Raw genomic sequence first — 26,039 nt, forward strand, 5'->3', positions numbered from 1 at the left:
GTCGCGGCCGGCGGCGTACCCCGGTGCCCGCCTGACCGTCCGGACGTGCGACGGGGGTGCGGGGTGGCGACGCCGACGCCGCCACCCCGCACGTACGACGGGTGCCGCGCCGCGGCGCTACTGGTGGTAGGTGGAGAGGAAGGTGCGGAGCCGGGAGACGGCGTCGTCGAGGACGTCGGTGGCGGCCAGGAAGACCATGCGGAGGTGGTCCGGGGTGTCGAGGTTGAAGCCGGTGCCGTGGGAGATCAGGAGGTGCTGCTGCTCCAGGAGGTCGATCACCAGGCGCTCGTCGTCGTGGATCTTGTGGACCTGGGGGTCGAGGCGGGCGAAGAGGTAGAGGGCGCCGGCCGGTTTCACGCAGTCGACGCCGGGGATGTCGACGAGGGACTGCCAGGCGTGGTCACGTTGCTCCAGCAGGCGGCCTCCGGCACGGGTCAGCTCCTCGATGCTCTGGTAGCCGCCGAGCGCGGTCTGGATGGCGTGCTGGGCGGGCACGTTCGGGCAGACGCGCATGTTGGCGAGCAGTTGCAGCCCGTCCAGGTAGTCCGAGTCGCCGCCGCTGAAGCCGCTTGTGGCGAGCCAGCCGGAGCGGAAGCCCGCGGCCCGGTAGACCTTGGACAGGCCACCCATGCTGACCACTGGCACGTCCGGCGCGAGCGCGGCGAGCGTGTGGTGCGTCGCGCCTTCGTACACGATCTTGTCGTAGATCTCGTCGGCGAAGATCAGCAGATCGTGCTTGCGGGCCAGCTCGATCATGCCGAGCAGCACCTCCCGGGAGTACACCGCGCCGGTCGGGTTGTTCGGGTTGATCACCACGAGCGCGCGGGTGCGGTCGGTGATCCGCGACGCCATGTGCTCCAGGTCCGGCGCCCAGTCCGCGCTCTCGTCACACCGGTAGTGCACCGCGCGACCGCTGCACAGGTTCACCGCGCCGGTCCAGAGCGGGTAGTCCGGACTCGGCACCAGCACCTCGTCGCCGGTGTCCAGCAGCGCCTGGAGCACCATCACGATCAGCTCGGAGACCCCGTTGCCGAGCAGCACGTCGTCCGGCTGCACGTCGGGCACCCCGAGAGTCTGGTAGTGCTGGGCCACCGCGACGCGGGCGGAATAGATGCCGCGCGCGTCGCTGTACCCCTGCGCGGCCACGATGTTCTGCACGACGTCGGCGACGATCGGCTCCGGCGTGGCCAGCCCCCATGGCGCCGGGTTGCCCAGGTTCAGCTTGAGGATCCGGTGCCCGGCCGCCTCCAGCTCCTGCGCCCGGCGCAGCACCGGGCCGCGGATGTCGTACCGGACACTCTTCAGCCGCTGCGCCTGCCGCATCGGACCCCCTCCACCAAACGCCGTGTTCCGATGCTCGATGCTAGGGCGTTGTGGTCGCAGGTTCGCCGGGTGTGACCAGTCACGCGACCGTGGCGACTAGCCGCCGATGGTTTTGTCCCCGTATGTCGCCGGGCCTGGCGAACGCTCGTGGTCAACCCGCTGGCGACGATGCAAGGTCGACTCCACTTCGGCGAGGTGGTGGCATCGGTGGGGCGTTGATCCCGCCACCTCGGCGAGATGGAGTGGATCTTGCGGCGATCTCCGGCTCCAGGTGACGTGTCCGGGCGCGCCGGCGCGGGCCGCGCTGCTGCGGGAGTACGAGGGAGACATGGTCGGGCTGGCGGTCTACCTGGCGGTGCTGCTGCACGACGCGGTCGGTGATCTCTACCGGCTCAACCCGAACGAGATGCCGGAACCCGCCGTCCTCTGGGACCGCTTCCTGGCGTGGCTCGACCGTTCCCGCCGCGGCGCGGACGGACCGCCGTGAACCACCGGTACGGCTAGGCTGGCCGGCCGGAGGTGGTGACGGGTGCGGCAGGCGACCGCCATGGCGAACGCGACCGGGCTGGTGGCGGGCTACGCGCTCGACGCGCTGCTCGGCGACCCGCGCAGGTGGCATCCGGTGGCCGGGTTCGGGCGCGCGGCAGGTGCCCTGGAGCGGCGGATCTACCGTCCCGACCGGGCGGCGGGCGTCGCGTTCACCGCGCTCGCAGTCGGTGCGCCGGTGCTGCTCGGGGCCGCCGCCGCGCGTGCCACCCGGCGTCATCCGGTGGCCCGGGTCGCGCTTGTGGCCGCCGGCACCTGGACCGTGCTGGGCGGGCGCACGCTGCGGCACGAGTCCCGGGTGATGGGGCGGGCGCTGCGCCGGGCCGACCTGCCCGCCGCCCGGGCGCGCCTCGGTCACCTCTGCGGGCGGGACCCGTCCGCGCTCGACGAACCCGAGCTGGCCCGGGCCACCGTCGAGTCGGTCGCCGAGAACACCTCCGACGCGGTGGTCGCGCCGCTGCTCTGGGGCGCGGTCGCCGGGCTTCCGGGCCTGCTCGGCTACCGGGCGGCGAACACGCTCGACGCCATGGTCGGGCACCGCTCACCCCGGTACGCGCGGTTCGGCACCCCGGCCGCCCGGCTGGACGACCTGCTGAACCTGGTGCCGTCCCGGTTGACCGGGCTGCTCACCGTGGCCGTCGCGCCGGTGGCGCACGGGGACCGGGCCGCGGCCTGGCACGTGTGGCGGCGGGACCGGGCCGACCACCCGAGCCCGAACGCCGGGCAGTGCGAGGCGGCGATGGCCGGCGCGCTGGGCGTGCGGCTGGGCGGGCGCAACGTCTACTTCGGCCGGTCCGAGACGCGGCCGTACCTCGGTGACGGGCCCCGGCCGGAGGCGCGGCACCTGAAGCGGGCGGCGCGGATCTCCGGCGCGGTGGGCCTGGCCGCGCTCGGCCTGGCCGCGCTCTATCCAGTCACCGTGGGCCGGCTGGCCGGCGCCGCCGCCCGCGGCGGGCTGCGCCCGCTCGCCCGCGGCGGGCTGCGCCCGCTCGCCCGTGCCGGCTGGGCCGCGTCCGGCGACGCCGGGTCGGGCCGTGCCGGGCTGCGTCCGCTCGCCCGCGGCGGCTGGGCCGCGTCCGGCGACGCCGGGTCGGGCCGCGTCGGAGGGCGGCCGGAGCGTCGGGGGAGCGGGCGGTGAGCGGGGGACTGCTTGTCGCCGGCACCACCTCGGACGCCGGCAAGAGCGTGCTCACCGCCGGCATCTGCCGCTGGCTGCGCCGCCGGGGCGTCCGGGTCGCCCCGTTCAAGGCGCAGAACATGTCGAACAACTCGGCCGTGGTGGTCGGCCCGGACGGTCGGGGCGGCGAGCTGGGCCGGGCGCAGGCGATGCAGGCCGCCGCCGCCGGGCTCGCCCCGGACCTGCGGTTCAACCCGGTGCTGCTCAAGCCGGGCAGCGACCTCGCCAGCCAGGTGGTGCTGCTCGGCGAGGCGGTCGACACGGTCACCGCCGGCAACTACCACGCGCTGCGACCCCGGCTGGCCGCCACCGCGTACGCGGCGCTGGCCGAGCTGCGCGCCGAGTACGAGGTGGTGATCTGCGAGGGCGCGGGCAGCCCGGCGGAGATCAACCTGCGGGCCGGCGACTACGTGAACCTGGGGCTGGCCCGGCAGGCGGGGCTGCCCACGATCGTGGTCGGTGACATCGACCGGGGCGGCGTGTTCGCCTCGATGTTCGGCACCGTGGCGCTGCTCGACGCGGCCGACCAGGCGCTCGTCGCCGGGTTTGTGATCAACAAGTTCCGCGGTGACCTCGGGTTGCTGCGGCCCGGGCTGGACATGCTGCGTCAGGTCACCGGCCGCCCCACGTACGGGGTGCTGCCCTGGGCGCTGGACCTGTGGCTGGACGCGGAGGACTCACTCGCGTACGGGCGGGTGCTCGGCCGACCGGCGGCGCCGCGCGGCACCGACTGGCTCGACGTGGCGGTGGTCCGGCTGCCCCGGATCAGCAACGCCACCGACGTCGAGGCGCTGGCCACCGAGCCCGGCGTGCGGGTCCGGCTGACCGTCGAGCCGGCCGAGCTGGCCGCCGCCGACCTGGTGGTGCTCCCCGGCTCCAAGTCGACAGTCGCCGACCTGGCCTGGCTGCGGGAGACCGGACTGGCCGACGCGGTGCGGACGCACGCCGCCGCCGGTCGCCCGCTGCTCGGCATCTGCGGCGGGTTCCAGATGCTCGGTCGGGCGATCCACGACCCGGTGGAGAGCCGCCGGGGCAGCGTCCCCGGCCTCGGGCTGCTGCCCGTCGAGGTCACGTTCGACAGGCGCAAGACGGTCCGCCGGGCCGAGGGCACGGCGGCCGGCGACGCGGACGTGCCTGTGCACGGGTACGAGATCCACCACGGTCGGGTCTCCGCCGCCGACCCGGGCCTGCCGCCGCTGCTGCGGTATGCCGACGGCGCCGGCGAGGGCGCCCGGCTCGGCACGGTGTACGGGACGCACTGGCACGGCGCCTTCTCCTCCGACGCGTTCCGTCGGCGGTTCCTCACCGAGGTCGCCGGCGCGGCCGGGCGGACCGGTTTCAAGGTCGCGCCGGACACGTCGTTCGCGGCGGCCCGGGAGCGGACGCTCGACCTGCTCGGCGACCTGGTGGAGGAACACCTCGACACCGACGCGCTGTGGCGGCTGATCGAGTCCGGCCCGCCACCCGGCCTGCCGTTCGTGCCACCCGGCGCACCCGGCTGAGGGGTCAGGGCCGCACGTCGGCCGGGCGGTCGGACATCGGCAGCCCCGCTTCCCGCCAGCCCTGCACGCCGCCGATCATGTCGGTGGCGTGGCGCAGGCCGAGCGTCTGGAGGCTGGCGGCGGCCAGGCTGGAGCTGTAGCCCTGCCGGCACACCACCACGATCTCCCGGTCGTACCCGGTCGCCTCCGGGATGCGCCACGCGCTCGCCGGGTCGAGCCGCCACTCCAGCACCGTGCGGTCGATGACGATCGCGCCGGGCAGCTCACCCTCCTCGCGACGCTGCGTCTCGGTGCGCGTGTCGATCAGCAGCGCGCCGCCGCGTACCGCCTCGACCGTCTCGTGTGGAGTGAGCCGGCGGAGACCGGCGCGGGCCTGTTCCAGAAGGGCGTCGACGCCCGGACACATCACGTCATGGAGCACCCCCAGATCATGCCCGCGGCACCGCCACGTCGCCTGGCGAAACGGCCCGCCCGGGTCGCAGGATCCAGCGGACGGGGGAACGTTAACGTCGGTCGGGTGAACGTGGCGGTGGTCGAGGCGTACACCGGGTTGGCCCGCCGGGTGCTGGCCGGGCCGGCACGGTTGGGGCGTACCCGACTGGTGGCGGTCGACGGGCCGAGCGGCGCGGGCAAGAGCGTGTTCGCGACGCGCCTCGCGGACGCGCTCGCGGCGGTGCCGGGCGGCGGCCGGCCGCCGCTGGTCCGCACCGACGACCTGCTCGACGGCTGGGACGACCAGCTCACGTTCTGGGACCGCCTGGAGGAGTGGGTGCTCGGGCCGGTGCGCGCCGGCCGGGCGGGCGGCTACCGCCGGTACAGCTGGGTCCGCCGCCGCTTCGCCGACCGGGTGGTGCCGGTGCCGGCCGCGCCGGTGCTGATCGTCGAGGGGGTGAGCGCGGCGCGCGCCGCCATACGCCCGGAGCTGACGCTTGCCGTGCTGGTCACCGCGCCGGCCGGGCTGCGGCTGTCCCGGGCGCTGGCCCGCGACGGCGCGCGGATCCTGCCCGAGCTGCGCCGCTGGCACGCCGGGGAGCGGGCGCACTTCGCCGCCGACGGTACGCGGGCCGCGGTGGACCTGGTCGTCGACGGCGCCCCCGACGTGCCGCACGATCCGGACCGCTACTACGTGCGGGCCGGGCGGCGACCGGGCTCGGACGGCGTGGCCGGGCGGCGACCGGGCTCGGACGGTGTGGCCGGGTAAGGCCGGCATACGATTCCGGTCATGACCACTCCGATCATCTCCGAGTCCGAGGTACGGGCCGCCGTCGCGCGCGAACTACCAGGTGTCCGTGCCGACCTGGAGCGACTCGTCCGCATCCCGGGCATCGCCTTCGAGGGCTTCGACCACTCGCACGTGGAGCGCTCCGCCGAGGCGGTGGCGGAGCTGCTGCGCGGCTGCGGCCTGGACACCCGGATCGTCCGCTCCGGCGGCCAGCCGGCGGTGATCGGGACGAAGGCGGCCCCGGCCGGCGCGCCCACCGTGCTGCTCTACGCCCACCACGACGTGCAGCCGGTCGGCGACCTGGCGCTGTGGGAGTCCGACCCGTTCGAGCCGGTGGAGCGCGACGGCCGCCTCTACGGCCGGGGCGCGGCCGACGACAAGGCCGGCATCATGGCGCACGTGGCCGCGTTGCGGGCGTACGGCGACCGGCTGCCGGTCGGCGTGGTGCTGTTCGTCGAGGGCGAGGAGGAGTACGGCTCGGACTCGCTGGAGCGGCTGCTCGCCGAGCACCGTGACGACCTGGCCTCGGACGTCATCGTGATCGCCGACTCCACCAACTGGGACGTCGGGGTCCCGGCGCTGACCACCTCGCTGCGCGGCATCGTGAACTGCTTCGTGGAGGTGCGCACGCTCGACCACGCGGTGCACAGCGGCATGTTCGGCGGCGCAGTGCCGGACGCGCTCACCGCGCTGGTGCGGCTGCTCGGCACGCTGCACGACGACGCCGGTGACGTGGCGGTGGACGGGCTGGCCGGGCGCGCGGGTGCGAGCGTCGACTACCCGGAGGACCGGTTCCGCGCGGAGGCCGGCCTGGTCGACGGCGCGCGGCTGTTCGGCACCGGCCGGATCACCGACCGGCTCTGGACCAAGCCGGCGCTGGCGATCCTCGGCATCGACGCGCCGGCCACCGGGGAGGCGCCGAACGCGCTGGTCCCGGCCGCGAAGGCGAAGCTGAGCGTACGGCTGGCGCCGGGCGACGACCCGAAGAAGGCGTACGCCGCGCTCACCGCCCACCTGGAGCGGAACGCGCCGTGGGGCGCGCAGGTGACGGTGACGTTCGAGCACGACGGCGCGCCCTGCGTGATCGACGCCGGCGGGCCGATGTTCGACGCGGCGCGGGCGGCGTTCCGGGCCGCGTGGGACGGCACCGACCCGGTCGACATCGGGGTGGGCGGCTCGATCCCGTTCATCGCCACGTTCCAGGAGATGTTCCCGCAGGCGGCGATCCTGGTGACCGGCGTGGAGGACCCGCACGCCCGGGCGCACGGGCCGAACGAGAGCCTGCACCTGGGCGAGTTCGCCCGGGTCTGCCTGGCCGAGGCGTTGCTGCTGGCCAAGGTGGCGGAGGTGTAAGGCGGGGGCCCCGCTTAACGCATTCTGCATAGGCGGGGGCCCCGCTTAACGTCCGACACCGACACGTGAGGTGTCAGAACCGTAACTTCGGGATGGATGTCGGAGTTTGCGGTGTGTCGCCTGGCCGGGTGTTATAGCCTTTCGAACATGCGTACGAACGACGAGATGGCGCGGCTCCAGGCCGCCGTCCGTGCTCTGGGGGACGTCGACGTCTCCGCGTGGCCCGAGGCCACGCTCAAGGAACAGCTCGGTGAGCTCTCGGCCACGCTGGTCACGCTCGACGCGCTGCTCACCCGGGTCGCCGAGGGGGTGCGCGGGCGCGGCCTGCGGGTCGAGGAGCCGGTCTCGGCCTGACCGGCCGGGACCGCCAGAGATCTTGGTACGAAAGTGCCCCAGGAGGGGCCGTTTCGTACCAAGATCTCGGCCCGACTCCACGGACCCGCACCCGCGCGGGTTGCCGGAAGCGCCCGGGTTGTCGCAGGTGACTGGCAGGATGTGGGCGTGCGTTTCGCGGAGTTGGCGGCCACCTCGGCCGCGGTCGGCGCCACCGGCGGCCGGCGGGCCAAGGTGGAGCTGCTGGCCGCCGCGCTGCGCGGGCTCGACCCGACCGAGATCCCGGCCGGCGCCGGCTACCTCGCCGGTGAGCTGCGGCAGCGGCAGACCGGTGTGGGCTGGGCGGGCCTGCGTGACCTGCCCCCACCGGCGGCCGTGCCGACCCTGACCGTGGGCGCGGTCGACGCGGCGATCGACGAGATCTCCCGGGTCGCCGGTGCCGGCTCGCAGGCCCGGCGGCGGGAGCTGGTCGGCCGGCTCTTCGCCGCGGCGACCGCCGACGAGCAGCGGCTGCTGGCCGGGCTGTTCCGCGGCGAGCTGCGCCAGGGCGCCCAGGCCGGCCTGCTCGCCGAGGCGGTGGCCCGGGCCGCCGACGTGCCGGTCACGGCCGTCCGGCGGGCCCTGCTGCTCGCCGGTGACCTGCGGGCGGTGGCAAGCGCGGCGCTCACCGGTGGCGCCGCCGCGCTGGCCGGGTTCGGGCTCCAGGTGGGCCGTCCGCTCGCGCCGATGCTGGCGCAGAGCGCGCCCACTGTCGACGAGGCGCTCACCGCCACCGGCGCGCCGGCCGTGGTCGACGTCAAGCTCGACGGCATCCGCATCCAGGTGCACCGCTCCGGGGCGGACATCGCGGTCTTCACCCGCAGCCTCGACGAGATCACCGGCCGGCTGCCCGAGGTGGTGGCCGCCGTCCGCGCGCTGCCCGCCCGCGAGCTGGTGCTCGACGGCGAGGCGATCGGGCTGGACGCCGCCGGCCGGCCGCTGCCGTTCCAGCAGACGTCGAGCCACGCGGCGCGGCGCACCACGCCCAGCACCACCGGCGGCAGCCCGGTCGCGCCCGCCGTGCTCGCCGCCGCCGAGCGGGCCGGCGAGCCGGTGCTCACGCCGTACTTCTTCGACCTGCTGCACCTCGACGGCGCCGACCTGATCGACCTGCCCGGGCGGGAGCGGTGGTCGACGCTTGCCCGCGCGGTCGACCCGGCGTTGCTCGTCGGCCGGGTGGAGGTGGCCGACGCGGCGCAGGCCGGCGCGGCGTTCGCCGCCGCGGTCGACGCCGGCCAGGAGGGCGTGGTGGTCAAGGACCCGGCCGCGCCCTACGACGCGGGGCGGCGCGGCGCGGCCTGGGTCAAGGTGAAGCCCCGGCACACGCTCGACCTGGTGGTGCTCGCCGTCGAGTGGGGCAGCGGCCGGCGTCAGGGTTGGCTGTCCAACCTGCACCTGGGCGCCCGCGACCCCGGCACCGGCGAGTTCGTCATGCTCGGCAAGACGTTCAAGGGGCTGACCGACGAGCTGTTGCGCTGGCAGACCGAGCGGTTCCTGTCGCTGGCCGTGGAGAAGGGCGACTGGGTGGTGCGGGTGCGGCCGGAGCAGGTGGTCGAGATCGCCTTCGACGGGGTGCAGACGAGCAGCCGCTACCCGGGCGGGATGGCGTTGCGCTTCGCCCGGGTGGTGCGCTATCGGGACGACAAGACCGCCGCCGAGGCGGACACCATCGACGCGGTCCGGGCGATCCACGCCGGCCGGGTCACCGGCTGAGCCGCTCCGCCGGCTCGGCGGCCTGGTCCGCAGGCGAAGCGGCGCGGTCCACCGGCGAAGCGGCGCGGTCCACCGGCGAAGCCCCCCGGTCCACCGGATCGGCGGCGCGGTCCACGGGCACGCGCGGGCCGTCCAGGCCGGCGCGGCGGCGGGCCTCCCGGCGCGCCACCCAGCCGTAGCCGACCAGGCTCATCACCGCGAAGATCCACCACTGCCACACGTAGCCGAAGTTCTGCCAGTTGTTGGTGTGCCCGATCGGCACCGCCTGGAAGGCCGGGTCGGCGGCCGGGGTCTGCCCGTCCAGCAGCACGTATCCGCCGGTCACCGGGTAGGGCAACTGCTTCGCCAGGCGGGCGATGTCGATCCGCCGGGCCTCCAGCTTGCCGTCCCGCCGGGCGACGCCACCGCCGCCGCTCTCGCTGCCCACCACCCGGCCGGTGACGGTCACCTCGCCGGTGGGCGCCGCCGGCACCGCGGGCTGGACGGTCGCGGCGCCGCCCGGGACCGGTGGGATCCAGCCGCGGTCCACGAGCACCGCGCTGCCGTCGGCCAGGACCAGCGGGGTCAGCACCTCGAAGCCGACGGTGCTGTCGACGGTCCGGCCGCGGACCAGGACGACGTTGGCGCTGTCGTAGCGGCCGGTGGCGGTGACCCGGCTCCAGGTGAGCCGCTCGGCCGGGGCGGGGCCCACGTTGCCGGGGCCGCCGGCCGGCGCGGGCAGCGCGTCACGCAGCGGCGCGGGGGTCATGGTGGCGCCGGCGTCGATCCGGTCGTTGATCGCCGTCCGGCCGTGGTAGCGGTCCAGTTGCCAGTTGCCGAGGAACACCATCACCGCGGCGGCCACCAGCGTCAGCGCCAGGTAGCCGAGCCAGCGCGGGGTCAGCAGGAACCGGTACACGATTGCCAAGGCTACCCGTATGAGCGGGCACACTTCCGCGGCCGGGCGGGAAAGCGACGGCGGGCGGACCGCGTAGACCGCACCGGGCGGGTAGGGTCACGCGGGCGGAAATCCCCGGGACCCAGGAGTCGATGATGACCGACGTGCCGCGCGTCGTGCTGAGCGCGCCCTCCTCGGGGCACGGCACCGGCGCACTCTCCCTCGGCCTGCTCGCGGCCCTCGGTGACCGAGGGCTGGCGGTGGCCGGGTTCAAGGTCGGGCCGGACCAGGTGGACGCGGCGTACCTCGGGCTGGCCGCCGGCCGTCCCGGCCGCACGCTCGACCCCCGGCTGGTCGGCCCGGAGCGGATCGCCCCGCTCTTCGCGCACGGCGCGGCCGGGGCCGGGTTCGCGCTGGTCCAGGGCACCATGGGGCTCTACGACTCGGTGGCCGGTCGGCCGGAGAGCGAGTCCACCGCCGCCGTCGCCACCGCGCTGCGCAGCCCGGTGGTGCTGGTGGTGGACGTGGCCGCGATGGGCCAGTCGGTGGCCGCGCTCGTGCACGGCTTCCGGGCGTACGACGAGCAGCTCTGGCTGGGCGGCGTGATCCTCAACCGGGTGGCTTCACCGCGACACGAGACGTTGCTGCGCGAGGCGCTCGACGACGTCGGGGTGCCGGTCTACGGCGCGCTGCGCCGGCACGAGCTGCCCCCGGTGCTGCCGGCCCGCCGGCACGGCACGGCGCCTGTGGTGCGCGGTGACGCCGAGGCCGAGCGCGGGGTGCGCCGCCTCGGTGAGGCGGTGGCCGCCACGGTCGACCTGGACCGGCTGCTGACGCTTGCCCGCTCGGCGCCCGCGTTGACCGTCGAGCCCTGGTCGCCGGAGCCGGCGGAGGGGCCGGCCACGTCCGCCGAGCGGCCGGTGGTCGCGCTCGCCGGCGGCCCGGCCGGCAGCTACAGCCACCCCGAGACCGCCGAGCTGCTGCGCGCCGCCGGGGTCGAGGTGGTCACGCTCGACCCGCTGCGCGACGAGGCGCTGCCCGCCGGGACCCGCGCGCTCGTCGTCGGTGGCGGGCTTCCGGAGGCGTACGCGGAGCAGCTCTCCACCAACCGCCGGCTCTGCATCGCGGTGGCCGAGCTGGCCCGCTCGGGCCGCCCGGTGGTCGCCGAGGGCGCGGGCCTGCTCTGGTTGGCCCGGGAGTTGGACGGCCAGCCGATGTGCGGGGTGCTCGACGCGGTCGGCACGGTCCGGGACGGCCTGGTGGTCGGCTACCGGGAGGCGACCGCGGTCACCGGCAGCGTGGTGGCGCCGGCGGGCGTCACGGTGACCGGGCACAAGCAGCACGCCGCCGTGCTCACCCCGCGGGCCGGTGACCGGCCGGCGTGGCAGTGGGGCGGCGGCACCCCGGAGGGCTTCGTGCGCCAGGCCGTGCACGCTTCCCAGCTCGTGCCGCACTGGGCCGCGCTCCCCGGCATCGCCCACCGCCTGGCAACCGCCGCCGCAGCCCCCACCCCCACCCCAGCCTGACCCCGCCCGGCCGCCCGCCCGGGGCGGCGACGTCGATCAAGGAGTTCGCGTCGGGGATCAGGTGGTCCCGGACGCAAACTCCTTGATCAACTGACCCGGGCGCACCCCCGGGCAGACCGAGAGGTCAGCCGACGATCTGGTCGGAGGGCGGGGTGAACTGGCGGGTGGGCTGGCCCTTCAGGGCGTCGCGCAGCGTCTGCGCCACCGCGTTCACCGGGACCTGGGACTGGCCGTCGCCCACCGCGTTGAACGGATTGTCCGGATCGGCGATGAAGCTCGCCGCCGCCAGCTCCGGCGTGTAGCCGACGAACCACGCCGACCGGGTGCTGTCCGTGGTGCCGGTCTTGCCGGCGACCGGCCGGCCGACCGTCTTCCGGACGCTGTCCGCCGTCGACCAGCCGCCGCAGCTCCCCTTGGCCGGGGTGTCGCCGGTCGGGCAGCGCGCCGCGTCGGTGGCCGCCCGGGCGGCGTCGGCGCTCACGACCTGACGGCACCGGGGCTTGGCCACCTCCCGCTGCACCCCACCCGGGGTGGACCAGGTGGCCGGCGTGCCGTCCCGGTTCATGATCGCGTTGACCGGGATCGCCTCGCAGTAGCGCCCGTCGGCCGCCACGGCCGCGTACGCGTTCGCCATCTCCAGCGGGGTGGCGTCGGAGACGCCGAGCGTGAACGCGCCCCACTTCTTCGCCTTGCCCGGTGACGCCTGCTCCTTGTCCACGTCGGTGCGCCAGCGCAGCCCCAACTGCTCGGCCAGGCGCACCCCGGCGTCCGCGCCCACCTTCTCCTCCAGTTGGACGAAGTAGGTGTTCACCGACTTGCCGAACCCGGACCACATGGTCTGCCGGCCGGTCATCGCGGCGCTGGCGTTCGACGGCGCCCACCCGTCGTAGACCGCGGACTGGTACTTGTACGGCGAGTCGTACGCGGTGGACAGCGGCATCCCGGCGTTGAGCGCGGCGAGCATCGGGAACATCTTGAACGTCGAGCCGGCCTGGTAGCCGGGGAGCGTCCCACCGCCGAGCAGCGGCGCCACCGTGTTCGGGTAGTTCGCCTTGACCTTCGGGCCGGCCTCCGGATTCGAGCTGTTCGGGTTCTCGGCCAGGTCCAGCGAGTAGTTCCGGTTCACCGCCATCGCCTTGATCCGCCCGGTGCCGGGTTCGGCGACCACGATCCCGTTGGCGAACGGGCTGCCGGTGTTGTCCTTTGCGCCCACATTCTTCTCGGCCGCCGCCTGGGCCTTCGGGTCGAGCGCGAGCACGATCCGGTAGCCGCCGCGACGCAGCTTGTCCATCCGTTCCAGGCGGTTCTCGCCGAACGCGGGCTGCGCGCTCCACCAGTTCTTCAGATAGTCGCAGTAGAAGCCCCAACTCCGGTGCGCGCCGTCGATCGCGGCGCAGTCGTTCGGCGGGTCGGTCAGCTTCAGCGTGATCGGCTGGGCCTTGGCCGACGCGGCGGCGTCCGGCGACAGGTATCCGAGGCGGGACATGTTGTCCAGCACGTAGTTGCGCCGGGCGGTGGCGTCCTTCTGGTCGGAGGTGATCGGGTCGTACTCCGACGGGGACTTGACCAGCCCGGCCAGCGTGGCGGCCTCGACCGGGCTGAGCGTGGCGGGTGTCTTCGAGAAGAAGATCTGCGAGGCGGCGTAGATCCCGTACGCGCGGTGGCCGAAGTAGGCCGAGTTGAGGTAGCGCTCCAGGATCTGGTCCTTGGTCAGGTGCTTCTCGATGTCGAGCGCCATGCGCATCTCCTTGACCTTGCGCAGGCTGGTCTGCTGGGTGGCCTCCTGGACCTCCTTCGGGGTGCTGGCGCTGTCCCGCAGGGCCATCCGGACGTACTGCATGGTGAGGGTGGAGGCGCCCTGGGAGACACCGCCGGAGCGGGCGTTGGAGACGAAGGCGCGCGCCACGCCCTTCGGGTCGACGCCGTGGTGCTGGTAGAAGCGGTTGTCCTCGGCGGCGACGATCGCCTGCTGGATGTTCGGCGACATGTTCTCGATCTTGGTGTACTGCCGGTACTCCTCGTAGAACATGGTCAGCACGGTCCGGCCGTCGGGCGCGTAGACGTACGAGGTCTCGGCCGGCAGGGCGGTCTTGAGGATGCTCGTCTTCTGCTGCACGGCGTGCGCGGTGGCCTTCGCGCCGATGCCGGTAGCGGCGGCCAGCGGGTACATCGCGGCGGCGACGACGATGCCGGCGATCAGCCCGGCGCGTAGGAGGGGCACGGCACGACCAGCAGAGGCAAGGGGTCGGTTGCTCACTGGGTCAAGCTATGACATTTCCGATTCGGAAATGAGAAGAATTCATAAACGGGTGGGCCGTGACGCGACGCACGCCCGGATGCGCTGTCCCGGGCGGCGGCTTCCCGGCAGGATCGCGGTCATGCCCGCAACACCGACCGGGACCGTCGCCGCGACGGTGACGCCCGCCGCGCCCGCCGAGCCCATCGCGCCTGCCGGGCACACAGCGCCCGCCGCGCCCGCCGAGCCCGACCTGGGCCACCACGGGGACGCCGAGGTCACGCCCGGCCTGGTGGACCTGGCCGTCAACGTGCGCCGCGCGCCGATGCCCGACTGGCTGGCCGACCCGCTCACCGCCGCGCTCGGCGAACTGGCCGCGTACCCGGACCCGGCGCCCGCCCGCGCCGCCGTCGGTCACCGACACGGGCGACCCCCGGAGGAGGTACTCCTCACCGCCGGCGCGGCCGAGGGTTTCGTGCTGATCGCCCGCGCGCTGCGCGACGCCCGCCACCCGATCGTGGTGCACCCGCAGTTCACCGAGCCGGAGGCCGCCCTACGCGCCGCCGGCCACCGGGTGGACCGGGTGCTGCTCGACCCGGCCGACGGGTTCCGCCTCGACCCGGCCCGGATCCCCGCCGACGCCGACCTGGTCATGGTCGGCAACCCCACCAACCCGACGTCGGTGCTGCATCCGGCGGACACGATCGCCGCGCTGGCCCGCCCCGGCCGGGTGCTCGTGGTGGACGAGGCGTTCGCCGACACCACGATCGCTCCCGGCGCCGACGGCGAGCCCGAGTCGCTCGCCGCCCGCCGCGACCTGCCCGGCCTCGTGGTGGTCCGCAGCCTCACCAAGACCTGGGGGCTGGCCGGGCTGCGGATCGGCTACCTGCTCGGCGACGCCGGGCTGCTGGCCCGGTTCGCCGCCGCCCAGCCGCTCTGGGCCGTCTCCACCCCGGCGCTCGCCGCCGCCACCGCATGCGCCGCGCCGGTCGCCGTCGCGGCCGAACGCGCGATCGCCGCCGCACTCGCCGCCGACCGCGACCACCTGGTCACCGGCGTGTCCGGCCTGCCCGGGGTACGCGTGGCGGGGCAGCCGGCAAGCGCCTTCGTCCTGATCCACACCCCCGGCGCCGCGGCGGTGCGGGACCGCCTGCGCGAGCAGGGCTGGGCGGTACGCCGGGGCGACACGTTCCCCGGCCTCGGGCCGGACTGGCTCCGGATCGCGGTGCGCGACCCGGCCACCACCGACGCGTTCATCGACACGCTGGCACGGATCCTGGAGGCATGATGCTGGAGTCCACCGTCGCGGCGATCCGGCCGCTGGACGAGACCGCCATGGCGGCGGCCCGCGAGCTCCAGGGCCGGCTGACCAAGCCCCCCGGCTCGCTCGGCGCCCTGGAACCGCTCTCGGAGCGCCTGGCCGGGCTGGCCGGGGCCTGCCCGCCGCCGCTGCCCGGGCCGGCTGCGGTGGCGATCTTCGCGGGCGACCACGGGGTGCACGCCCAGGGCGTCAGCCCGTGGCCGCAGGAGGTCACCGCCCAGATGATCGGCAACTTCCTGGCCGGCGGCGCGGTGGTCAACGCGTTCGCCCGGCAGGCCGGCGCCTCGGTCACCGTGGTGGACGTCGGCGTGGCCACCCCGCTCGCGCCCGCCGATCTCGTGGCGACGCCCGCCGATCCGGTCGGGCCGCGCCTGGTGGCGGCGAACGTGCGCGCCGGCACCCGGGACCTGACGGTCACCGCCGCGCTCACCCGGGACGAGACCCGGGCGGCGGTGGAGACCGGCATCCGGATCGCCGGCGAACTTGTCGACGCCGGCGCGGGCATCCTGCTCACCGGCGACATGGGCATCGGCAACACCACCCCGGCCGCCGCGCTCGTCGCCGCGTTCACCGGCGTGGACGCGGCGGCGGCGACCGGCCGGGGCACCGGGGTGGACGACGGGACGTACGCCCGCAAGGTCGACGTGGTGCGGGCCGCGCTGGAGCGGCACGCGCCCGACCCGGCCGACCCGCTCGGTGTCCTCGCGGCGGTCGGCGGGCTGGAGCACGCCGCGCTGGCCGGGCTGATCCTCGGCGCTGCCGCGCGCCGGGTGCCGGTGCTGCTCGACGGCGTGATCGCGGTGAGCGCCGCGCTCGCCGCCGCCGCGTTCGCGCCGGACGCCGTGGGCGCCATGGTGGCCGGGCACCGCAGCGCCGAGCCGGGCGCCACGGTGGCGCTGCGGCACCTCGGGCTCGACCCGCTGATCGACCTGGGGCTGCGGCTCGGCGAGGGGACCGGGGCGCTGCTCGCCCTGCCGGTGGTCACCGGGGCGGTCCGGGTGCTGCACGAGGTGGCCACGTTCGACGCGGCCGGGGTGGCCGAGAAGTGAGCGAGCCGAGCCCGTACCCCCTGGGGTTGCGGCTGGCCGGCCGGCGGGTGGTCGTGGTGGGCGGGGGAGCGGTGGCCACCCGGCGGGTGCCCGCGCTGCTGGACGCCGGCGCGGACGTGCTGCTGGTGTCGCCCGAGCTGACCCCGGCGCTGCGCGCGCACGCCGACGCCGGGCGGCTGCGCTGGGAGCCGCGCCGGTTCGCCGCCGCTGATCTGGACGGCGCCTGGCTGGTGCAGGTGGCGGTGGACGACCGGGCCCCCGCGGCGGCGGTAAGCGCCGCCGCCGCCGAGCGCCGGATCTTCTGCGTCCGGGCCGACGACCGGGTGGCGGCCAGCGCGTGGACGCCCGCGGTGACCCGGCACGGCCCGGTCACGGTGGCCGTCCTGGGCGGCGGCGACCCCCGCCGCGCGACGCGCGTCCGCGACGCCATCCGCACCCTCCTCAGCGCAAGGAAGGGGCCCCGGTTAACGGATTCGGTAGAGGAGGGGGCCCCGCTTAACGCCTCCGGCGGGCGGGTGGCGCTCGTGGGTTCGGGGCCGGGTGACCCGGAGCTGATCACCGTGAAGGGCTGGCGGCTGCTCACCGAGGCCGACGTGGTGGTCGCCGACCGCCTCGTCCCCGGGCTGCTCCTGGACGAGTTGCGGCCGGACGTCGAGCTGGTCGACGCCTCGAAGATCCCGTACGGGCCGTCGCGCGCCCAGGAGGAGATCAACCGCATCCTGGTGGACCGTGCCAGGGCCGGCCGGGTCGTGGTCCGGCTCAAGGGCGGCGACCCGTACGTCTTCGGCCGGGGCGGCGAGGAACTGCTCGCCTGCGCCGAGGCGGGCGTGCCGGTGACCGTGGTGCCCGGGGTGACGAGCGCGATCGCGGTGCCCGGGGTGGCCGGGGTGCCGGTGACCCACCGGGCGGTGGCGCACGAGTTCACCGTGGTCTCCGGCCACGTCGCGCCGGACGCGCCGGCCTCGCTGGTCCACTGGGAGTCGCTGGCCGGGCTGCGCGGCACCCTGGTGATCCTGATGGGCCTGAAGAACCTGGCCGCGATCGCCGCCACGCTCATCGCGCACGGCAAGCCGCCGCACACCCCGGTCGCGGTGATCCAGGAGGGCACCACGGCGGCGCAGCGCACGCTCCGCTCCACGCTCGCCGCGGTCGCCGCCGACGTCGAGGCCGCCGCGTTCCGCCCACCGGCGATCGTGGTCGTCGGCGACGTGGTGGACGCGCTGACCCGGTGAAACGCGGCGCGGCCCGGAACCGTGGTGGTCCCGGGCCGCGTCACGTTCTCGGCTACTGCTTGAGCATGTTGTCCAACAGCAGCGCGCAGCGGACCAGCCCGAGGTGGCTGTAGGCCTGCGGGTGGTTGCCCAGCCCGCGCTCGGCCAGCGGGTCGTACTGCTCCGGCAGCAGGCCGGTCGGCCCGGCCGTGTCGACCATCTGGGCGAACAGCTCCTCGGCGTCGGTGCGGCGGCCGGTGCGCAGGTACGCCTCGATCAGCCACGCCGTGCAGATGTGGAAGCCGCCCTCCCGGCCGGGCAGGCCGTCGTCCCAGTGGTAGCGGTAGACCACCGGGCCGCTGCGCAGGTCCGCCTCGATCCTGAGCACGGTGGAGAGGAAGCGCGGGTCGTCGCCGGGGAGCAGGCCGGACAGGCCGATCCAGAGCGACGAGGCGTCCATCTCGTCGTGCCCGTACGCGACGCTGTACGCCTCCACGTCCTGGTGCCAGCCGTGCTCCAGCACGTTGGCCCCGATCCGGTCGCGCAGCTCGACCCACTCCGGCCGGTCCTCGCCGCCGTGCTGCCGCACCACCTGCAGCGCCCGGTCGACCGTCATCCAGAGCATGACCTTGGAGAACACGTGGTGCCGGGGTGGGAGGCGGGCCTCCCAGATGCCGTGGTCGGGCTCGTGCCAGCGGCGGCGTACCGCCTCGACCATGTTCTCCAGCACCCGCCACTCGTCGTCCCGGACCGAGCCGCGGGCGTCGGCCACGGCGGCGATCAGGTCGGCCACCGGGCCGAAGACGTCGAGCTGGAGCTGGTGGTTGGCGAGGTTGCCGACCCGGACCGGCCGGGAGCCGGCGTAGCCGGGCAGCGTGTCGATGACCGCCTCGGCGCCCAGCTCGAAACCGTCGACGGTGTAGAGCGGGTGCAGCCGCTCCGGGTGCCCGCCGGTGCGCTCCACCACGCCGTCGATCCAGCGCAGCAGCCCTTCGGCCTCCTCGGTGGAGCCGAGGTCGACGAGCGACCGGGCGGTCATCGCCGCGTCCCGCAGCCAGCAGTAGCGGTAGTCCCAGTTGCGGACCCCGCCCAGCTCCTCGGGGAGCGACGTGGTCGCCGCGGCGAGGATCGAGCCGGTCGGCTCGTGGCAGAGCCCGCGCAGGGTCAGCGCGCTGCGGGCGACCAGGTCCCGGGCGGTGGCGGGCAGCCGCAGCGAGGCCACCCAGTCCTTCCAGGGCTGCTCGGCGGCGGCCTGCCGTTCGTGGATCGGCACCCGGTGCGGTTCCAGGCTCTGCGTGCCGAAGCGCAGCTCCAGCACCACCTGCCCGCCGACGGCGGAGAGATCCACCACCGCCTTCGCGGTCTCGTACCCGGCGTCGTTGGTGACCTCCCACTCCAGGCCGGGGGAGTGCAGCGCGACCGGCTCGTTGGAGCCGAGCACCAGCAGCCCGTCGTCGAGCGGCTGGAGCTGCACCGCGACCTGGCCGAACTCGGGGCGCGGCGCGAACTCGACGCGGGCCCGACCGGTGCCGCTGAGCACCCGGACCAGGGTCGAGTCGCCGCTGACCACGGCGGGGTCGTCCGGCGTGGTCTGGCGGACGGGCAGGTCCAGCCAGTCCGTGACGGTCAGGCCGGACCAGCGCGTCTCCACGGTCATCGTGTTGCTGCGGTAGCGCTGGCCCAGCGGGATGCCGCCGCGCTCCGGGCCGACCGTGAAGTGCCCGGCCGGGCTGCCGCCGACCAGGTCGGCGAAGATGGCCGCCGAGTCCGGTTTCGGGTGACACAGCCAGGTGATCTTGGCTTCCGGGGTGACGAGCGCGACCGTGCGCCCGTTGGCGAGCATCGAGTGCCGTTCGATCGGCACCGCCCGCTCGCCGAAGAGCCAGTGCCGCCGGGTCTCCAGCAGCAGCCCCAGCGCGCGGGCCGCCTCGATCGGCTCGGCCACCCGGTAGTCGGCCTGGGTGTCCCCGGGACCGATCTTGATGCCGACGTCCGGCCCCTGGAGGTTGCCGAACGCGTTCTCGTCGGTGACGTCGTCGCCGATGAACAGCACCGCGCCGGCCGCGAGCTGGGTGCGGAGCTGGTCGACCGCGGTGCCCTTGTGGGTCGCCACCACCGACAGCTCGATCACCTCCTTGCCCTGGGTGACGGTGACGTCGTCCCAGGTGGCGGGGCCGTTGCGGACCGCTTCCACGGCCGCGGCGGCGATCTGCGGGTCAACCCCCCGGGTGTGTACGGCCACGCTCGCCGGCTTGCGTTCCAGGCGGACCCCGGGGTGCGCGGCGGCGATGTCCCGCAGTTCCTGGCGGAGCCGGTGCCGGACCGCGATCAGCTCGGGGGTGAGGCGCTCGACGAAACCGATGTCGAACTCCGAGCCGTGGCTGCCGACGAGGTGCACCTCGCTCGGCAGCCGGGAGAGTGTGGCCAGGTCGCGCAGCGCGCGTCCGGAGACCACCGCCACGCTTGTCTGCGGCAGCGAGGCCAGGGCGCGTACGGCGGCCACCGACTCGGGCAGCGGCACGGCCTTGGTCGGGTCCTCGACGATCGGCGCCAGCGTGCCGTCGTAGTCACAGGCGACGAGGAGTTGGGGGATCCGGGCGATGCGGCCGATGGCGGCGCGCAGTTCCGGGTCGAGCACGCCACCGGGTGCGGTGGCGGCGGCGGGCGGGGTCACGCAGCCTCCGTATCGGGGACACCGAGCTCGCTGAGGAAGGACTTGGCCCAGTGGCCCACGTCGTGGCTGCGCAGATGGCGCTGCATGACGCGCATCCGACGACGGGCTTCGGGCTTTTCGATGTGCACGGCCCGGAGCAACGCGTCCTTCACCGCGTCCGGGTCGTGCGGATTACACAGGAACGCCTGGCGCAGCTCGGTGGCGGCGCCGGCGAACTCACTGAGCACGAGCGCGCCGCCCTGGTCGGCGCGCGATGCGACGTACTCCTTGGCCACCAGATTCATTCCGTCTCGCAGCGGGGTCACCATCATCACGTCGGCCGCGACGTACATCGCGGCCAGTTCGGAGCGACTGTACGACTGATGGAGGTAATGCACCGCCGGCACGCCGACCCGGCCGAATTCGCCATTGATCCGGCCAACCTCGCGTTCCACCTTCACCCGAAGTGCCTGGTAGTGCTCCACGCGCTCACGGCTGGGCGTGGCGACCTGCACCATAACCGCGTCCGGAACTGTCAACTTTCCGTCAGCAAGAAGTTCGCGGAAGGCCTTGAGTCGTAGCTCGATGCCCTTGGTGTAGTCGAGCCGGTCGACGCCCAGGATGATCGTCTTCGGGTTGCCCAGCTCCTCGCGGATCTGCTTGGCCCGGGCCTGGATCGCCGGATCCTCGGCCAGCCGCTCCATCTCCCGGGTCTCGATCGAGATGGGGAACGCGCCGGCCTTCACCTGCCGACCGTCGACCTGGATCATCTGCCCCTCGTAGCGCAGGCCGAGCAGGTGCCGGGCCAGCCGGACGAAGTTCTGCGCGGCCAGCCGCTGCTGGAAACCGACGAGGTCCGCGCCGAGCAGGCCGCGCAGGATCTCGGCCCGGAACGGCATCTGCATGAACAGCTCGATCGGCGGGAACGGGATGTGCAGGAAGAAGCCGATCCTCAGGTCGGGCCGGAGCTCGCGCAGCATCGACGGGACGAGCTGGAGCTGGTAATCCTGCACCCAGACCGTGGCGCCCTCGGCCGCCACGTCCGCCGCGGCCTCCGCGAACCGGGCGTTGACCAGCCGGTACGCCTCGCGCCAGCGCCGCTTGTAGGCGGGTGTCTCGACCGCGTCGTGGTAGAGCGGCCAGATCGTCGCGTTCGACTGGCCCTCGTAGTAGCGCTCCAACTCCTCGGCGCTCAACGGCACCGGGTGCAGCCGGATGCCCTCCAGGTCGAACGGCTCGGGTGCGGCGCCGGTGCCACCGGCCCAGCCGACCCAGGTGCCCTTGTGTTCGGCGAGCACCGGGTGCAGCGCGGTCACCAGGCCGCCCGGGCTGCGCCGCCACTGCCGACCCTCGGGGGTGCTCACCTCGTCGACCGGCAAGCGGTTGGCCACTACGACAAAGGAGCTACGGACGGTCACGATCGGCCACCTCCGGGTGCTGACGGGTCCACCGCGATGAGCGTACTGAGCGTAGCTGCGGCGTCTGATCCCCCGTGCCGGACTCCACTACCCGTCCCGAGCCCGCCGAATCCTGATGGTGATCTTGTCGACACCGGTGGTTCTCACAGGTCGATGATCGGCCACTCCTTCGGCAGCACCTCACCGATCAGCTCCCGCCGATCCGTCATGATCGGCGTGGTCGCCCGAGCGGCCTCCAGGGCAGTCTGGGCGAGGTCCATGCTGTCCAGGGTGCGCGACCAGCCGCCCAGGAACATGCACATGTCGTGCGCGACGGGCGCGACGACCACTTGGCCGAGGTCACCGAGGATGTCCAGGAGGCACCAGCCGTCGGTGCTCACCCGGCGGTACGCCTCGGCCAGACAGAGTGCGGGAACGATCACCGACTGCCCCCGGTCCGCCACCTTGGCGAGCTGCCCACCGACCGCCTCGGCGCCTTCGGAGTAGGCCAGGAGGCACGCGGTGTCGAGCACCAGACCGGCTTTAGTCACGGATGGCCAGCCGTCCGCGGGACGACTCGCTCAGCAGGGTTGCCGCCCGGGCGCGTAGCTCCGGCGTGATCTTCGCCTGCGCCTCGTCGAGTGCGCGACCCGCCTCGGCGAGCCCGTCCTCGGTGAGCCGGAAGCCGACCTCTCGCAGCACTCGCCGGGTGCGCTCACCCGCCATCCGCTGTCGCACGCTCTCGGTGACGAATGCGGACACGTTGGGCTCGTCGGCCAACCGCGCGGCCACGTCGTCCGGGACGCTGATCGCGATCTTTTTGGTCATACCGAATAGGTTAGTGAGTAGTATCGAGGGGCGCAATGCGCCACGCCGTACCTCTGCTGGGGTGGGGTGATGTGGGCGTGGCGGGCCGTACCTGTCAGGATTGACGACGGCGTGCGTGCGGCCGGCTCCCGGCCGGCGGCGGCGGGTGGAGGTCGAAGCCCGCGCCCGCAGCCCGCCAGCCCACGATCGCAACCGACGGAGGTAGCCCGCACCGTGGCCCAGTTCATCTACGTCCTGGACAAGGCGCGCAAGGCGCACGGCGACAAGGTCGTGCTCGACAACGTGACGCTCAACTTCCTGCCGGGCGCCAAGATCGGTGTGGTCGGTCCGAACGGCGCCGGCAAGTCCAGCCTCCTCAAGATCATGGCAGGGCTGGACCGGCCGAGCAACGGCGAGGCCCGGCTGATGCCCGGCTACTCCGTCGGCATGCTGGCGCAGGAACCGCCGCTGAACGACGCCAAGACGGTCCTCGGCAACGTCGAGGAGGCGGTCGCCGAGACCAAGGCGAAGCTGGAGCGGTTCAACAAGATCGCCGAGCAGATGGCGACCGACTACTCCGACGAGCTGATGGAGGAGATGGGCCGGCTCCAGGAGGAGTTGGACAACGCCGACGCCTGGGACATCGACTCCAAGCTCGAACTGGCCATGGACGCGCTGCGCTGCCCGCCGCCGGACGCCGACGTGACCCAGCTCTCCGGCGGCGAGCGCCGCCGGGTGGCGCTGTGCAAGCTGCTGCTGGAGGCGCCCGACCTGCTGCTGCTCGACGAGCCCACCAACCACCTGGACGCGGAGAGCGTGCAGTGGCTGGAGCAGCACCTGGCCAAGTACGCCGGCACCGTCCTGGCCATCACCCACGACCGGTACTTCCTCGACAACGTGGCCGGCTGGATCCTGGAGCTGGACCGCGGCCGGGCCATCGGGTACGAGGGCAACTACTCCACCTACCTGGAGAAGAAGGCCGCCCGGCTCTCCGTCGAGGGACGCCGCGACGCCAAGATGAAGAAGCGCCTCTCCGAGGAGCTGGAGTGGGTCCGGTCGAACGCCAAGGCGCGGCAGACCAAGTCCAAGGCCCGCCTGGACCGCTACGACGAGATGGCCGCCGAGGCGGAGAAGACCCGCAAGCTCGACTTCGAGGAAATCCAGATCCCGCCGGGCCCGCGTCTGGGCAGCACCGTCATCGAGGCGCACGGCCTGACCAAGGCGTTCGGCGACCGGGTGCTGATCAACGACCTGTCGTTCTCGCTGCCGCGCAACGGCATCGTCGGCATCATCGGCCCCAACGGCGTCGGCAAGACCACGCTGTTCAAGACCATCGTCGGGCTGGAGCAGGCGACCGGCGGCGAGGTCAAGGTCGGCCCCACCGTGTCGCTGTCCTACGTCGACCAGAACCGGGCGGGCCTGGCCGGCGACAAGAGCGTCTGGGAGGTCGTCTCCGACGGGCTGGACCACCTCATGGTGGGCAAGGTCGAGATGCCGTCCCGGGCGTACATCGCCGCGTTCGGCTTCAAGGGGCCGGACCAGCAGAAGCCGACCAAGGTGCTCTCCGGCGGCGAGCGGAACCGGCTCAACCTGGCGCTGACGCTCAAGATCGGCGGCAACGTCATCCTGCTCGACGAGCCGACGAACGACCTGGACGTGGAGACGCTCTCCAGCCTGGAGAACGCGCTGCTGGAGTTCCCCGGCTGCGCCGTGGTCATCTCCCACGACCGGATGTTCCTGGACCGGGTCGCCACCCACATCCTGGCCTGGGAGGGCACCGACGAGGACCCGTCGCGGTGGTTCTGGTTCGAGGGCAACTTCGAGGCGTACGAGAAGAACAAGATCGACCGGCTCGGCGCCGAGGCGGCGCGTCCGCACCGGGTGACCTACCGCAAGCTCACCCGTGACTGACCGGTGCTGACCCTTGTCTGACCGGTTTGTCTACCACTGCGCGCTGCGCTGGTCCGACCTGGACGCGTACGGCCACGTCAACAACGCCCGCATCCTCACGCTCTACGAGGAGGCCCGGGTGGCGATGATGTTCGCCGGCGGCCGGGCGTGGGGGGTGGGTTCGTTCGCCGACGGGGTGGTCATCCGCCGGCACGAGGTCGACTACCTGCGCCCGGTCGACTACGCGCTGGGCCGGGCCAGTGCGGACGCGGCGCCGACCGTGCGGATCGAACTCTGGGTCGACGAGATCAGGGCCGGGTCCTTCGCGGTCGCCTACGAGATGTACGACGGGGACACGCTGGCCGGCACCGCCCGGTCGGTGCTCGTGCCGTTCGACCTGTCCGCGCAACGGCTGCGCCGGATCTCCCCGGAGGAGCGGGCCTTCCTGCTCCGCTACGCCCCCGGGCTGGCCGGATGACCGGGCCGGGGGCCGGGCACGGGTTGACCGGGGTGGCCGACGCCGGCGCCTTCCTCGCCCGGCTGGTCCGGTTCGACCCGGCCGCCCTGGTCCGGCTGCGGCCGGTGCCCGGCACCGGCCGCACCGCCCTCTGGGCGCGCCTGCCCTGGGGGGTGCTCGTGGTGCGCACCGTGCCCGGCGGCGCGCCGGGTGACGCCACGGTCGCCGCGGGAGAGTTGCTCACCGAACTCTCCGCCGGCGGCGCGACGCTGCCGCGACGCCGCGACGACGGTTGGCGCTGGCCGCTGCCACCGCCGGCCAGCCGGGCGGTGGAGGTGCTTCCCGGCGCCGAGCTGCGCCGGATCGCGGACGCGGCGGCCGGGACGCTGCGCGAGGCGGTCACCCACGGGGTGGCCGGCCGGGCGGTCGGTCAGCGGGCGCTGCGGGACGCGCTGCTGGACCACGTCGCGGTGGTGGTGACCCCGGACGAGGAGCCGGGTACGCCGGTGGAGGTGTCGCAGCGGTTGGTGCAGGGCGTGGTGCGGATGGGCTTCGTCGGGACCGGTGACGTTCAGGTGCGGGCGGTCGGCCGTTGGGTCGGGCTGGTCGGGCCGTACGGGGCAGCGTGGTCGCGTACCGTCGCGGATCTTGCACTCACGCCTACCCGAATTCATCCGAACGGATGACCCGACATCGTTCTTCCGGGCTGGGGCGGTCGTTGGGGGGGTGCCTCCTGCCGGCTGTCCGGGTACCGTCCATCCTCGGATCCAACGCACCGTAGGCGACTGGATCCGCTGGGGAGTGAGGTGCGCGAGCGATGCCGTGGTGGTCATGGCGCCCCGGTCCCGCCGGTGGCGGCGATCCGGATACTCGAAGCGGGACCACAGTGGACGAACCCGTCCGGGTCGGGCCACCGACCCCACGCCAGCCGGGTGACGACGCGGCGGCGCCCGAGCGGCAGGTCATCACCGACATGCCGGCCACCGTCGCTCCGGTCACCCTGTGCCGGGTCCGCGACGCGCTCGACCTGCTCGACGTGCGCTACCTGGCCGACGGCGACGGCAACCTGCTGGCCATGTGGGAGCGGCACGCCGTGCTCGTCGCGCTCGAGGGTCCGGAGGACGAGATCCTGGTGATGCGGGCCCGTCCGCACGCGACCGTGCCGCCGGACTGGGCCGACCGGGCCTACCGGGTGGTCAACGAGTGGAACCACACCCGACGGTTCTGCAAGGCGTACATCGGCGACCCGACCGAGCGTGGCCAACTGCCCATCTACGCCGAGCTCCAGGTGCCGCTCGGCGCGGGCACCCACGACGCGCTGCTGGTCGAGATGCTCGACTGCGGCGCCGCGGTGGCCACCACGTTCGTCGACTGGCTGCACGACGAGGGCGCCCTGCTCTGAGCCCG

The 26,039-nt window shown here is 74.0% G+C and carries 21 protein-coding genes and 2 pseudogenes; 15 read left to right on the plus strand and 8 right to left on the minus strand.

What is annotated here, in order from left to right:
• Positions 1 to 117: 117 nt before the first annotated feature.
• Complete coding sequence (locus O7602_RS04855; RefSeq protein WP_281587024.1) at positions 118 to 1,323, minus strand: pyridoxal phosphate-dependent aminotransferase; 1,206 nt, start codon at positions 1,321 to 1,323, stop codon at positions 118 to 120.
• A gap of 271 nt (positions 1,324 to 1,594) precedes the next feature.
• Here O7602_RS04855 and O7602_RS04860 point away from each other — a divergent pair, with 271 nt between their 5' ends.
• From O7602_RS04860 to O7602_RS04870, 3 genes and pseudogenes are all read left to right on the plus strand, one after another.
• The gene (locus tag O7602_RS04860) at positions 1,595 to 1,810 is read left to right on the plus strand and encodes a hypothetical protein (protein WP_281587025.1); all 216 of its coding nucleotides are present in this window, start codon (positions 1,595 to 1,597) and stop codon (positions 1,808 to 1,810) included.
• A gap of 60 nt (positions 1,811 to 1,870) precedes the next feature.
• Positions 1,871 to 2,812: pseudogene (locus O7602_RS04865) on the plus strand (cobalamin biosynthesis protein); the annotation flags it as partial.
• Positions 2,813 to 3,003: 191 nt separating this feature from the next.
• Positions 3,004 to 4,548, plus strand: coding sequence for a cobyric acid synthase (locus O7602_RS04870; RefSeq protein ID WP_281587026.1), 1,545 nt, complete (start codon positions 3,004 to 3,006; stop codon positions 4,546 to 4,548).
• A gap of 4 nt (positions 4,549 to 4,552) precedes the next feature.
• Here O7602_RS04870 and O7602_RS04875 read toward each other — a convergent pair whose 3' ends face one another.
• On the minus strand, positions 4,553 to 4,954 hold the full coding sequence (locus O7602_RS04875; RefSeq protein WP_281590119.1) for a rhodanese-like domain-containing protein: 402 nt from the start codon (positions 4,952 to 4,954) through the stop codon (positions 4,553 to 4,555).
• On the opposite strand from O7602_RS04875, the gene O7602_RS04880 reads away from it, so the two are divergent.
• The 4 genes from O7602_RS04880 (at position 4,889) to O7602_RS04895 (ending at position 9,208) form a co-directional block, all read left to right on the plus strand.
• Positions 4,889 to 5,749, plus strand: coding sequence for a hypothetical protein (locus tag O7602_RS04880; RefSeq protein WP_348651309.1), 861 nt, complete (start codon positions 4,889 to 4,891; stop codon positions 5,747 to 5,749). The genes O7602_RS04875 and O7602_RS04880 overlap by 66 nt on opposite strands.
• A gap of 21 nt (positions 5,750 to 5,770) precedes the next feature.
• On the plus strand, positions 5,771 to 7,123 hold the full coding sequence (locus tag O7602_RS04885; RefSeq protein WP_281587028.1) for a dipeptidase: 1,353 nt from the start codon (positions 5,771 to 5,773) through the stop codon (positions 7,121 to 7,123).
• A 147-nt stretch (positions 7,124 to 7,270) separates the two neighbouring features.
• Complete coding sequence (locus O7602_RS04890; RefSeq protein ID WP_091069481.1) at positions 7,271 to 7,477, plus strand: hypothetical protein; 207 nt, start codon at positions 7,271 to 7,273, stop codon at positions 7,475 to 7,477.
• 147 nt (positions 7,478 to 7,624) lie between these two features.
• On the plus strand, positions 7,625 to 9,208 hold the full coding sequence (locus O7602_RS04895) for an ATP-dependent DNA ligase (protein WP_281587029.1): 1,584 nt from the start codon (positions 7,625 to 7,627) through the stop codon (positions 9,206 to 9,208).
• Between the two features lie 94 nt (positions 9,209 to 9,302).
• On the opposite strand, the pseudogene O7602_RS04900 reads toward O7602_RS04895, so the two are convergent.
• A pseudogene (locus tag O7602_RS04900) lies at positions 9,303 to 10,106 on the minus strand (SURF1 family protein); the annotation flags it as partial.
• 134 nt (positions 10,107 to 10,240) lie between these two features.
• Between O7602_RS04900 and O7602_RS04905 the strand changes: the two are divergent.
• A complete protein-coding gene (locus O7602_RS04905; protein WP_281587030.1) occupies positions 10,241 to 11,611 on the plus strand; it encodes a cobyrinate a,c-diamide synthase in 1,371 nt (456 codons plus the stop codon).
• A 124-nt stretch (positions 11,612 to 11,735) separates the two neighbouring features.
• Here the strand turns inward: O7602_RS04905 and O7602_RS04910 are convergent, their stop codons facing one another.
• Positions 11,736 to 13,868, minus strand: a complete 2,133-nt coding sequence (locus tag O7602_RS04910) for a transglycosylase domain-containing protein (protein WP_281587031.1) — start codon at positions 13,866 to 13,868, stop codon at positions 11,736 to 11,738.
• Positions 13,869 to 13,989: 121 nt separating this feature from the next.
• Here O7602_RS04910 and cobC point away from each other — a divergent pair, with 121 nt between their 5' ends.
• Genes cobC through cobA form a run of 3 tightly spaced genes read left to right on the plus strand, consistent with a single transcriptional unit; the run spans position 13,990 to position 17,449 of the window.
• On the plus strand, positions 13,990 to 15,135 hold the full coding sequence (gene cobC, locus O7602_RS04915) for an Rv2231c family pyridoxal phosphate-dependent protein CobC (RefSeq protein WP_281587032.1): 1,146 nt from the start codon (positions 13,990 to 13,992) through the stop codon (positions 15,133 to 15,135).
• Entirely contained in the window at positions 15,135 to 16,217 is a 1,083-nt protein-coding gene (cobT, locus tag O7602_RS04920) for a nicotinate-nucleotide--dimethylbenzimidazole phosphoribosyltransferase (RefSeq protein ID WP_281590120.1), read from the plus strand. Before cobC ends, cobT begins: the two co-directional genes overlap by 1 nt.
• Positions 16,214 to 17,449 carry a uroporphyrinogen-III C-methyltransferase gene (gene cobA, locus O7602_RS04925; RefSeq protein WP_281587033.1) on the plus strand — a complete coding sequence of 412 codons (1,236 nt, stop codon included), beginning with the start codon at positions 16,214 to 16,216 and terminating at the stop codon, positions 17,447 to 17,449. Before cobT ends, cobA begins: the two co-directional genes overlap by 4 nt.
• Positions 17,450 to 17,501: 52 nt before the next feature.
• Here the strand turns inward: cobA and otsB are convergent, their stop codons facing one another.
• From otsB to O7602_RS04945, 4 genes are all read right to left on the minus strand, one after another.
• A complete protein-coding gene (otsB, locus tag O7602_RS04930; protein ID WP_281587034.1) occupies positions 17,502 to 20,102 on the minus strand; it encodes a trehalose-phosphatase in 2,601 nt (866 codons plus the stop codon).
• Positions 20,099 to 21,499 carry a trehalose-6-phosphate synthase gene (locus O7602_RS04935; RefSeq protein ID WP_281587035.1) on the minus strand — a complete coding sequence of 467 codons (1,401 nt, stop codon included), beginning with the start codon at positions 21,497 to 21,499 and terminating at the stop codon, positions 20,099 to 20,101. Before O7602_RS04935 ends, otsB begins: the two co-directional genes overlap by 4 nt.
• 143 nt (positions 21,500 to 21,642) lie before the next feature.
• Positions 21,643 to 22,029 carry a hypothetical protein gene (locus O7602_RS04940; RefSeq protein WP_281587036.1) on the minus strand — a complete coding sequence of 129 codons (387 nt, stop codon included), beginning with the start codon at positions 22,027 to 22,029 and terminating at the stop codon, positions 21,643 to 21,645.
• Complete coding sequence (locus tag O7602_RS04945; RefSeq protein ID WP_281587037.1) at positions 22,022 to 22,306, minus strand: hypothetical protein; 285 nt, start codon at positions 22,304 to 22,306, stop codon at positions 22,022 to 22,024. The genes O7602_RS04940 and O7602_RS04945 overlap by 8 nt, the downstream gene beginning before the upstream one ends.
• Before the next feature lie 213 nt (positions 22,307 to 22,519).
• Between O7602_RS04945 and ettA the strand changes: the two genes are divergently transcribed.
• The 4 genes from ettA to O7602_RS04965 all read left to right on the plus strand — a co-directional run bounded on the left by ettA (position 22,520) and on the right by O7602_RS04965 (position 26,034).
• Positions 22,520 to 24,196 carry an energy-dependent translational throttle protein EttA gene (gene ettA, locus O7602_RS04950; RefSeq protein ID WP_281587038.1) on the plus strand — a complete coding sequence of 559 codons (1,677 nt, stop codon included), beginning with the start codon at positions 22,520 to 22,522 and terminating at the stop codon, positions 24,194 to 24,196.
• Positions 24,197 to 24,209: 13 nt separating this feature from the next.
• On the plus strand, positions 24,210 to 24,653 hold the full coding sequence (locus O7602_RS04955; RefSeq protein WP_281587039.1) for a thioesterase family protein: 444 nt from the start codon (positions 24,210 to 24,212) through the stop codon (positions 24,651 to 24,653).
• A complete protein-coding gene (locus O7602_RS04960) occupies positions 24,650 to 25,318 on the plus strand; it encodes a hypothetical protein (RefSeq protein WP_281587040.1) in 669 nt (222 codons plus the stop codon). The genes O7602_RS04955 and O7602_RS04960 overlap by 4 nt, the downstream gene beginning before the upstream one ends.
• A gap of 131 nt (positions 25,319 to 25,449) precedes the next feature.
• Positions 25,450 to 26,034, plus strand: coding sequence for a YbjN domain-containing protein (locus tag O7602_RS04965; protein WP_281587041.1), 585 nt, complete (start codon positions 25,450 to 25,452; stop codon positions 26,032 to 26,034).
• Positions 26,035 to 26,039 lie beyond the last annotated feature (5 nt).

The organism is Micromonospora sp. WMMD1128 (assembly GCF_027497235.1).
GTDB lineage: Bacteria > Actinomycetota > Actinomycetes > Mycobacteriales > Micromonosporaceae > Micromonospora.